This is a genomic window from Candidatus Merdisoma sp. JLR.KK011 (genome assembly GCF_036941125.1).
Taxonomy (GTDB): domain Bacteria; phylum Bacillota; class Clostridia; order Lachnospirales; family Lachnospiraceae; genus Laedolimicola.
In genome coordinates this window covers 428,155-439,047 of record NZ_JAYWSZ010000004.1, presented here as the reverse complement: position 1 = coordinate 439,047, position 10,893 = coordinate 428,155, and the positions used below count along the sequence as shown (strand labels likewise).

General features: G+C 52.4%; 10 protein-coding genes and 1 pseudogene. All 11 read right to left on the bottom strand.

Going from position 1 to position 10,893, the window contains the following annotated elements:
- Positions 1–73: 73 nt before the first annotated feature.
- Positions 74–1,360, bottom strand: a pseudogene (locus tag VV089_RS15905) (IS110 family transposase).
- A 261-nt stretch (positions 1,361–1,621) separates the two neighbouring features.
- Entirely contained in the window at positions 1,622–1,975 is a 354-nt protein-coding gene (locus VV089_RS15900) for a hypothetical protein (RefSeq protein WP_172544140.1), read from the bottom strand.
- A complete protein-coding gene (locus tag VV089_RS25270; RefSeq protein ID WP_442891603.1) occupies positions 1,890–2,144 on the bottom strand; it encodes an AlbA family DNA-binding domain-containing protein in 255 nt (84 codons plus the stop codon). Before VV089_RS25270 ends, VV089_RS15900 begins: the two co-directional genes overlap by 86 nt.
- 21 nt (positions 2,145–2,165) lie before the next feature.
- Positions 2,166–2,597 (bottom strand): hypothetical protein, encoded by a 432-nt coding sequence (locus VV089_RS15895; RefSeq protein ID WP_334336573.1) that lies wholly within the window; start codon positions 2,595–2,597, stop codon positions 2,166–2,168.
- A gap of 76 nt (positions 2,598–2,673) precedes the next feature.
- The gene (locus VV089_RS15890; RefSeq protein WP_334336572.1) at positions 2,674–3,015 is read right to left on the bottom strand and encodes a hypothetical protein; all 342 of its coding nucleotides are present in this window, start codon (positions 3,013–3,015) and stop codon (positions 2,674–2,676) included.
- A 12-nt stretch (positions 3,016–3,027) separates the two neighbouring features.
- Positions 3,028–3,744 carry a metallophosphoesterase family protein gene (locus tag VV089_RS15885; RefSeq protein WP_334336571.1) on the bottom strand — a complete coding sequence of 239 codons (717 nt, stop codon included), beginning with the start codon at positions 3,742–3,744 and terminating at the stop codon, positions 3,028–3,030.
- Between the two features lie 57 nt (positions 3,745–3,801).
- Positions 3,802–5,382, bottom strand: coding sequence for a recombinase family protein (locus tag VV089_RS15880; RefSeq protein WP_334336570.1), 1,581 nt, complete (start codon positions 5,380–5,382; stop codon positions 3,802–3,804).
- A gap of 1 nt (position 5,383) precedes the next feature.
- Positions 5,384–7,021, bottom strand: a complete 1,638-nt coding sequence (locus tag VV089_RS15875) for a recombinase family protein (protein ID WP_334336569.1) — start codon at positions 7,019–7,021, stop codon at positions 5,384–5,386.
- Positions 7,022–8,683 carry a recombinase family protein gene (locus VV089_RS15870; RefSeq protein ID WP_334336568.1) on the bottom strand — a complete coding sequence of 554 codons (1,662 nt, stop codon included), beginning with the start codon at positions 8,681–8,683 and terminating at the stop codon, positions 7,022–7,024.
- A 131-nt stretch (positions 8,684–8,814) separates the two neighbouring features.
- Positions 8,815–9,066, bottom strand: coding sequence for a DUF6870 family protein (locus VV089_RS15865; protein ID WP_334336567.1), 252 nt, complete (start codon positions 9,064–9,066; stop codon positions 8,815–8,817).
- Positions 9,067–9,237: 171 nt separating this feature from the next.
- Positions 9,238–10,836, bottom strand: a complete 1,599-nt coding sequence (locus VV089_RS15860; protein WP_334336566.1) for an N-acetylmuramoyl-L-alanine amidase — start codon at positions 10,834–10,836, stop codon at positions 9,238–9,240.
- Positions 10,837–10,893: the final 57 nt, after the last annotated feature.

Genomic DNA, 10,893 nt, shown 5'->3' with positions numbered 1-10,893 from the left:
CCTCAATCAAAATTTTTGAAAGTTCAACCCAACTATGACAGGGCATTGCCTGCTTGTGGTTTATGTTCGTTTATTACGCTGCCTGGATCTGTGGTCTCCTGATGTCGCCCATCAGTTTTCCGGCATCATAGTCTACACCTTTTGTCAGTATCGTGTAGAATACCCTCAGAACCTTACACGCTACCGCTACGACAGACTGCATCTTCTTTTATGGGTTTTCTTTACGTGTCCGGTAATACTCATGTATTGCCCTGAACTCTGCATTCTTCCCAATCAAGGATATCGCTGCTTCATACAGCACATACCTCAGGCGTTTCCTTCCCCTGTAACTGATCCGGCTTTCGCCGTTATGCTTCCCCGAATCATTCGCCACAATCGCATATCCCGCCAGCTTCTGTAACTGCTTTGGGTTGTCAAAACGTCCAATGTCTCCCACCTCCGCAATGAATCCGCTGACTGTTGCCAGGCCGATCCCCTTAATTCCCATCAGTTTATCAACATATGGGATTTCTTTCAGCTTTTCCTCTATTTTCACGAGAAGCTCCTCCAGCCTTGAGGTATATACATCCATGTCGTTGAGCAGGTTCTTCAGTTCCATCCTTGCCGCTCCCGGTGCTTCCTTACTTCCTACGCTGTGCCCCGCTGCCGATACCAGGGTCTTTGCTCTCTTCATTCCGGCGCCTCTGAGCTTTGCGTTCCTCCATATCCGGTTCACACCTTCCACCCCCAGTTTTCTGATGTCCTCCGGCAGCGGTGCCTCCTTCAGCACCATCCTCCCACTCACCGCCTTCAAATCCCCATAAACGTCTTTATATTCAGGGAAGTAGATGGCGAACCATCTGGCCAGGCGGTTCTTGATCCTCGTGAGCTCCTCCTGCGTCTGGAAGCGCAGGTTTGACAGGCTCCTGATCTCTGCATAGATACCGGTTGGTATGTAAGGGTACGAGAACCGTCCCTCGTTGACAAGCGCAGCGATCGTCTTTGGGTCTTTACGGTCATTTTTGTTGGGGTTGTTGTCATCCAGTTCTTTTGATTTTTTCACGTGGTGGGGATTCACATGCACAGGCCTCATCCCGCTGTCCTGCAGGAATTTCCCCAGGGCAAACCAGTAATGTCCTGTCGGCTCCATACCCGGTATTACAGCAGTTTTACCGTGTTTCGCCGCTATATCCTCCATCCATGCTTTGAATGTCTGGAACCCTGTCTCTGTGTTACTGAATTCCAGTGGCTTTCTGGTATATTCATAGTTGCGCCAGTCGAATGCCCTGGCATAGTGGGTTTCACTTCCTACATCGATTCCAACAATCAAAGTTTTTTCAGTTATGGATGCAATTTTTGCGTTTTGTGTGTTACAATTCATTTTAGATACCTCTCTGTTCAATAAGATTTTCACTAACCTGCAAGTCAGTAATCTTATTTTACTCTGAGGTATTTTTTTCTCAACCTTCTTTCTTGGAATTCCCTATACTTGAATTATACAGGAAGCTCCCTTTAACTTCTGAAATCTTTTAATATTTGTTGCAAAAGTTGAGATTGTAAGTAGTCTTCTTTGAATGCGTCCATATCATCAGTAATATAAAACAGATGAATTGTATATTTGATTGAACCTTTCACGAAATACTTATATGAAATGTCCCAGCGGTGGCAGCTCAACATCATCCACCGTCCAAAGCAGCTCCACCCAAAGAATATAATAAGGTTTTTGCAAAAATAATAAGGCGCGATCCAGAGCAGTTGCATCAATTCCGAATCTTTTTTTCCATAGTTTTTCTATGACATCTATATCTGCAGATGCATTTTTAGGGGTATTGGTATCCATTATTCGAGAATAGATGTTATTGGCAAATACACCTTGATATTGTTCTGTTAAATAATAGGGTGTATTACGATCATTGCGAATAACAATAACATCTATTACTTTTTTGCAGTATAAACAGGAATGAACAATCGCAAGTAGCATAATCCGTTTCTTCATTAACTCCAATAATAATAAGTCCATCGTGATTTGATAGATTATTTGCCATACATATAATATCATGCAGTAAATCAGACTTATTCTTGTGCCATTCCTTTTTGAAATCCCAATATTCGCCCTCTTGCCAAAATGCAATTAGTCGTAACACTTCTTCTTTAAATGAAATCATATCCATTGAAGTCACCTTATACTATGCCTTAATATAACGCGTAGATCTTGCCGACCCGATCCGTTTTATTGCACCGCTCTTTACCATTGAACCGAGGACTGCTTCAACTGTTGTCGGACTGACATCGGGGAGAATCTTACATATTTCGGCTTTGGAAAGAGGGGTTAGACTGTTTAATACCGTTGCTTCTATGCGGGCTTTCTTTGTAATCTTTTTCCCATGTACGACTGCAAAGCGTTTGTCCAACTCTTTATAGCACATATAAAGCATAGACAGGAAATTCTCAATAAATGGGAAATAACTATTTTCATTTGATTCCCAACCGTCAGAAGATTGACGAAGAGATTCGTAATAATAGGCTTTGTAGTTATTGATTTGCTCTTCAAAGGACATATATTTTCCGGCATCAAAGCCATTCTTGTATAGGAGCAGCAACGATAACAGGCGTGACATTCTGCCGTTACCATCAGCTGATGTCAAGCATGGGACAAAAATTTTTTCATCTTTTTAATTTCCTACCTTACCATATTTACGAAATCTTATCTAATTCTTCTCTTAACTTTCTTTTAAGTGCCTTCGATACAGGATACCTTTTTATTTTTTCTAAAATTGACTCTTTACTCTCACCTTTTTTATAAAGTTCTTTAACAACTGCCGTAAAAATGGAATCAAAACCAAATTCCACTATCCCTTGCGATGCTAACCCTATAACTCCTAACGTAGCAATTCCTCCCAGCATACCAAACGGACCTAATGCTGCAAGCGCAGAAGTTATTGCCGCCGCTCCTGTCAATCCTGTTGCCGAAATAGCAATTAAAAGCACTAATCCCGGTACTCCCAATGCCGCTATTTTCGATACTATTTTCTCCATACTACCATCCTCTCAAAAAACGTTATCGTTTGCATTTCCACCAATCACCCCAAAATTCTCAAACATTATCTCCACCCTATCAATCTTCTTCTCCGTATGATAATGCCCGCAATACCACTTCCCATAATCCAATCTATCCTCAATCCTGTCCAGCCATTCCTCCGTAGACTTGTCCACCTTACTCTGGTCAACCCCGGCCATGAACACCTCCACCGGCTCATACTTCAACGGCGTAGTATGGCTCAACACCACATCCACCCTCCATCCCAGCCTGTCCAGCCGACTCTCCACATACCGCTTAGTCTCTTCCGAAGGCTGCTCATCCGGCCACCACCCGTACCCATACATAAGCCGTACCATCTTATCAATACTATAGGCCCCGCCCATGACAATGGCCTGCTTCCCGTCCAGATCAAACACTTCCCCGTCCTTCGCAAACAGCAGGCTCGGATACTCTTCTTCCCAGTACACCACACCGCCATGCCACATCTTCTCCTGATATCCTTCAATGGTCTGCGGCCTCTGCTCATGGTTCCCATGAATCGCAAATACCGTAATTGGCAGAGATTCCAGAAATTCCTTCTTCCTCATATCCCGGATTCCCCCGCTATAATTAATCCCGGCATCCCCAAGAATAATCATCACATCTTCCTTACAAGTCCCGAACCGCCTGCAGAAAGCCTCAATCCGCCCAAACTCCCCATGGGTATCTCCCGTTATGTAAATCATGCAATCATCCTCTCTGGATGCCTGCCGTCCGGCAGGCACCCTAATTATACCATATCTTCACTGCATTTCACCTAAAATCTTTTCATAAACGTCCCCGAATTTCCAGACCACTTCCAGCCTGTCCTCACCCATCACCTTTGCGCTCTCAATCAAAGAAGCCATCACCCGCTTATCATACCCCTCCAGATGCAGATACTCCCGAATCCGGAAAGCCTCCCGGTACTCCCTCTGCCCGGCTTCCTCCACGATCTCCCGCGCTTCCGCCTCCAACACCGCCGCAGACAGCTCCTGCCTCCTGGCATCCAGCGCCCTCTTTCTCTCCACAAAACGCTCCCTTGACAACTTCCCCGCCTTATAATCCTCATACCCGGAAATCTTCTCCCCGTCCAGCCTGCGCATCTCCGCCCTCAAGCTCTCTGCGTCCGCTCCCGGCTCCTTCATGCCCTGCCGCCCTTTCAGCGCCCTCTCTGCCTCCAGAAGAAGCTCCGCCTGCTTCCTCACCAGACGCACCAGCGTATCCTCCGCAAGCGCCCTCTTCATCCTCACCCGGCTGCAGGGGCTGTCCCGGTGCATCCGCCCCGTAGGACAGTACAGGATACTCTCCTTCTGCGTCCCCGGCCGGAGCGTCAGCCCGCAGTGCGGGCAGACAATGACCGAATAATTCCCCTTATTGGCAGACTCCCTTTTCTTCCCCTGCACCACGCTCCGCATGTTGGCATTGGCCCGGTCAAATTCCTCCTGGGTCACGATCCCCTCATGGGTATCCCTGACCACGATCCAGTCCGACCTGTCCACACCCACCTGCCTCCTGGAATCAAAACTCTCATAAGCCTTCTTCCCGGACACCATATGCCCCGCATACCGCTCGTCCCGGATAATCTTTGCCACCATGGACGTATTCCAGCCACCCTTCTTCCCCTCCGGGAACCAGTCCCGTGTACAGCCCTTCCTCTGCTTATAGACCGCCGGTGTGGGCACGCCCTCTTCATTCAGTATCTTTACAATCTCATTCCGGCGCATCCCCTCACCGACCATCCGGAAGATACGCCGCACAATCACCGCCGCCTCTTCGTCAACCACCAGCCTGTGGATATCCTCCGGGTCCTTCCGATACCCGAAAAACCCATAAGGTCCGATATACTCCCCGCGCTTCATCCTGGTCTCCACCGCGCTCTTCACCTTATGGGACAAATCCCTGCTGTAAAGGCTGTACACCAGATTCTTAAACGCCACGTCAATGCCGCCCGTCTGCCCGTCCAGCATGGCGCTGTCGTACCCGTCATTCACGGAGACAACCCTTACCCCCAGGAAGGGGAATACCTGCTCCAGCAGGTTCCCCACCTCCACATAATTCCTCCCAAGCCGTGACAGGTCCTTCACCACGATGCACCCCACCTTACCGGCCCGGCACTGCCTGACCATCTCCTGGAAACCGGGGCGGTCCAGGTTCCTGCCCGTATACCCGTCATCCAGGAACTCCTTTACAGAAGCCCCTCCAAAGTCCTCATGCTCGGAAATATACTTCCTCAAAAGCGCCCTCTGGTTCGTCACGCTGTCGCTCTCTTCCTTCCCGTCCTGTATATCGTCATCTTCCAGAGAAATCCGGATATACAGCGCCACTATATTTTCCATGCCCATCCTATCCCTCCATCCTGCGCAGAATCTCCCCGCGCCCCAGAAGGGACGCTTCCAGCCTCCTGCCCTTGAAAACCCGTACCTCTTCCACAAAACACTCCGCCATCTGCCTGTCCAGCTTTCCGGCCGACAGCCAATTCCTAAGCCGTGCCTCCGCCGTTCCCCGGCCGGCCTTCCCGCACTTCTCCCTCTCCCGGAGCAGCCGTTCCCTCTCCTGTGCCAGCTTCTCCTTCCTCCCAAGAAACTCCTTCCGCATCAGCAGATAATCCCCATTGTCCAGAATCCCGTCTGCAGCGTCCTGGTACAAGTCGGCCAGCTTCACGTCCAGCCCTTTCAGTTCCCGCTCCGCCTTCCGCACCTCCGCTTCCAGAGACTCCCGCTCTGCAGGCATGTCCCCGTCCACGGAAATCCCCTCTTTCAGCATCTGCCTTATACAGCCTTTTATCTCCCCAAGCACAAACCTCTCCACCTCTGCCTTATCCACCCTGTCCTTGTTCATACAGACGGCAGAACGCAGCGTCTGGTATCCCCGGCAGTAATACACCCGCGTCACTTTCCCGCCCCGCATGGTCTGGGAAAGGTTGAAGGTCTTCCCGCAGTGCCCGCACCGCATATACCCTTTCAGGTAATTCTCTTCCTTATGCTCACTGATTCGGCTCTTCTCCCGTCTCTCGGTCTGCTCCCTCTGCCTCTCTTCCAGAATCCCCTGCACCCGGAAAAACAGCTCCCTGTCCACCACCGGCTCATGGGTATCCTCCGCCACGATCCACTCCGACTTGTCCGTATGGTACTTCGGGACATTATTGCACAGCTCCTGCCGCTCCTTCCCCTGCACCATGTCCCCGATATACGCCCGGTTCGTAAGGATAGTCCTCACCGCAGACCTGCCCCACCGGGAATCCTTATAGCGCTCCGACTTTGTGACCCCGATCCGGTAACGGTACTTCCTCGGGCAGTCTATCCCGTCACCGTCCAGTATCCGCACAATCTTATCTATGCTCACCCCGTCCGCATACAGCCGGAAAATCCTGCGCACTACCGGGGCCGCCGTCCCGTCCACTACAAACCTGTTCTTATTTTCCTTTGATTTCAGATACCCATAGGGAGCCACCATCCCGATAAACTCCCCGTTCCTCTGCTTCGTCCGGAAAGCCGAAATAATCTTCCTGGAAATATCCCTGGAATACACATCATTCACCAGATTCTTGATGGAAGCCACCATAGCCCCCATGCCGTCGCCGTTTCCCGTGTCAAACCCGTCCGTCACCGCCACCAGCCGGATATTCAGGAAAGAAAACACGTTCTCAATCAGATTCCCCGTCTCAATATAATTCCTCCCAAGCCTGGACAGGTCCTTCACCACGATACAGTCAACCTTCCCCCTTTTTGCGTCTTCCATCAGCCGCAGAAACCCTGGGCGCTCATAATTTGTCCCCGTATAACCAAAATCCGAATACGTCCCTGCCAGCATCATATCCCCCCGGCTTTCCACAAACCTTTCCAGGAAATACACCTGCGTCTCCAACGTATCCTCTCCGCTGGCCTCATTGGAAAGCCTCGCATAGATACCGGCCTTAAAAATCCCTCTCACTTCTGGAACCGCCGCCTCCGCAGCCCCCGCAATCCTGCTCTTCCTCGCCATCTATGAGACCTCCCTTCCGCCAACTCCCGGAATGCACTCTGCACCCTCCACAAGCTCCACCGCTTCCCGATACCGATCCTCATACCGGAACCGCACCTCAATCCGTTTATCCTCAAACACCCGAATCTCTTCGATCAGTTCCACAACCACGCTCCGCACCAGGGACCGGATACCCTTATTCTTCACAAACCCCTCAATCCACTCATGCCGCTTCCCCTCCCTCCGGGCAAGCCTCTCCGCCTCCTGCCTAAGCTGCCCCGCAGAAGCAAGCGCCGCCTTCCGCCTGCCCTCAAACTCCTGCCGGATAGCGGCATATTCCTCCTTGGTGATCAGCCCGTCTTTCAGGTCCTCATAAGCCGACACTTTCAGCCGCTCATACTTCCCAGCCTCTTCCTCCATCTGCACCATGCGCGCCTCCAGACGCCTCACGTCCGCATCCTGCATGGGCAGCGTCCCGATATATTCCAGGATATCCCTCAACTCCGCCAGCCGGTCAATATGGCAACGCAGGCTTTCCGTCACCGCCTCCGTCAGTTCCTCTTCCCTTATCCGGTGCCCCGTGCAGACGCCCTCCCGCTTATTGGCGGAGCACATATAATACACATACTTCCTCCCCGCCACCGTGGACACCTTCCGGGACATCTGCCGCCCGCAGTCTCCGCAGACCGCAATGCCGGAGAACAGATACACATGCCCCTTATCCGGCGCCACCCTGGTATCCTTCAAAAGAAGCCCCTGCACCGTGTCAAATTCCTCCCTTGGGATGATCGCCTCAAACGCATTCTCGATACGCACCCAGTCCGCCTCGTCCTTCAAAACGGCCTTCTTCACCTTATAGTTCGGCGTGGTGGACTTCCCCTGGACCAGCGTGCCTGTATAGCACTCATTGGACAGAATCCTGGACACCGCCACGGCGCTCCACTGCATCTCCTTCCCCGTCCGGAACTTCACCCGGTATCTGCTCCCGCAGCTCTTCTTATACGCCGCCGGGCACAGCACCCCCGTCCGGTTCAGCCGGTCCGCAATCCCCTGCTGGCTCATGCCCGCCCGCTTCCATGCAAAAATATCCCTGACCACCTTCGCCGCATACTCGTCCACCACAAGACGGTTATGGTCCCTTTCGTCCTTCTGATACCCGAACACGGCAAAAGAGCCGATAAACTCCCCTTTTCTCCGCTTAATATCCAGATGGCTCCTGATCTTAATGGAAATGTCCCGGCAGTAAGCGTCATTTATCAGATTTTTGAACGGAATCACAATCTCGTCCGTCTGCGACTTCCCCGCCAGGCTGTCATATCCGTCATTGACCGCAATAAACCGCACCCCCAGCATAGGAAAAATCTTCTCAATATACCTGCCGGACTCAATATAGTTCCTCCCGAACCGGGACAGGTCCTTCACCACCACGCAGTCCACCTTCCCCTGCCGAATGTCCTCCAGCATCAGCCGGAAAGCCGGGCGCTCAAAATCCACCCCGCTGAACCCGTCGTCTACACGCTCCGAAACAACCCTGATATCAGTTTTCTCTTTCAGGAAATCTTTAATGAGCTCCCTCTGGTTGGAGATACTGTTGCTCTCCGCCCTGGAAGCGTCAGAAACATCGCCATCTTCTTTAGAAAGCCTCACATAGATGGCGGCATTATAGATATGTCTTTCTCTCATACGCAAACCTCCTGCATTTTATCAAGGCGGATGCCCCAATAAAATCTCCGGCGGTCTGCACTTCTTAGCCCTGCAACCACTATACCACACATCCCTTCAAACATCCAGCGCTAAAATAAAGAAAACCTGGCCTATTTCAGCCCTACAAGCATCCGCTCAAACCTCTCCCCGAAACTCCCTCCGTTTTCGGAGAACACGGTCTTCACCACCACGTCCCCCACCCGGAAGCAGTACGGGTTCTTCACCTTCCCTATGAACCTCTTTATCCGTTCCTCCGCCGGAAGCCCCCGCTCCACCGGAACCTCCCGGATATCCACAAGCTCTGCCCTGTCCACAATCCTCACATCCACACCTTTCAGCGCGTCCAATTCCTTTGCCGTCATAATCCCTTACCTTTCCTTTCCAAAATTCATACCAACGGCATGGTATGTACCGCCGGGGAATCCCCCGGCTGACGCGCCGCACAAAAGCCCTTACCAGAACCCGCCTCTGGCAGCCCTCCCATATATCCGGACAAAAAAAGAAGGCATCCCTGCCCATCTGCAAAAACACCCTTACAGCCTCGTAACAAAATCCAGCGAAATCCACCCGTCCCGCTCCCTCTTATACGACTTCAAAAGCCCCCACTTCCCGGCTCCCTTCCCGTCCGCTTCCTCCACAACCGTAAACACACCCGCACCCGTAAACAGCCCCGTCCGGGCAAAATCCGTCCCCGGTCCCTTACGGATATTCAGGTCCGGGATATCCACCCGCACCAGATAAGAAGACTTCCCCGGCAGCCTCTCCATGAACATCACATACTCCGCATCCGCCGTAATAAAAAGCCCCGATTTCAGCCTGTACCACCGCTTATCCAGGCTGATGCCCGTCACCGTATAAATACCCTCATACACCACCCGGTCCACGTTATCCCCCATGCAGGGGGCAATCCGCACATTCACGCCGTCCCTGCCCTTATAGAACACCTTCACATACCCGGACATGGGCTGTACCGGATTGTCCGGGCTGTCCGCACCGTCCCCGGCGCTCCCGGCCTCCCCGGCAATCTCTTTCAAAATAGACAGAATCTTCTCCCCATACCCGGCTCCCGCAGCCCAGCCTTTCCCCTGGGGATTCTCCCGAATACCCAGCCACTCCACATAAGGCGCACAGCCCCTTACAACATACTTGAAGCGTGGGTCTATATTTTCATTCACCAAAGTCTCCGTACAAGCATAGGCTTTCAGGTGCTGAATCTGGCATCGTATCCCAAGCTGTGCCGTATCAAAGGACAGTCCCCTCACCCCGTTCTGCGTCACGCCCATTCCGGCAAAATTATTCTGCTCCGGCGTCACCGCCGAACCGGAAAACGTAAAATTCCCCGTCTCCAGGCAGGACTGGGCAAAAACCACATCACCCCTCACGCCTTCCGCCTCCCCCTCGGACAGATACAGCGGCACCATATCCAAAACCGACTGCGCCACAGACGGATTCTTCCGCTTCACATACTCCCGCATCTGCTTCGCCGTCGCCGCAGCCTTCCCCATGATCTCCGTAAGCCCGGAAACACCCGCGCCGGAACCGCCGTTCCCGCCGCTCCCGCTCCCGGTTTCAGAACCGTCCATAGCCGCCCTGATATCCTTCCGGAACTGCCCCATAGACAACCCAAACCGCTTCCAGATATGCTCCACATCCCCGTGATTGCTGGCAATCCCCCTCTTATATCCTTCGGAATGAGAAATCACCACCCCGTCCGCCAGAGGGTCCAGCCCATACATCCGGCACAGATAAGCGAACAGCTCCACCGCATATTTATAAGTGGCAGACACATGGCTCTCCGTATTCCTCCCGTCCCCGGTCTCCGTCCAATCCGCACCGCCCATATACCGGATCGTGGCAGGCTCCGTCATCTCCACGCCTATATGCGTCCCGTTTGCGTCACCTCCGCAGTGCCATCCCCGGCAGTCCCAGGGCAGGAGCTGGTACACGTCCCCTCCCGGCTCCACAATGGCATGGACGCAGGCCCCCGCATCCGCCTTATCCCAGTTACTGATAAAAGCAGACGCCCTCGGCTGCGGACACCCCACCGAATGGATCATCAGCCCCTTCACCGCAATCTTCCTCCCCGCCCGGTAACACCCGGACTTCGTTAAAAACTTTTCAATCAGCTTCATACAAAACCACTCTCCTTCTCCGGTTCCCTGACCGGAAACATTCTCCAATTCTCCGCA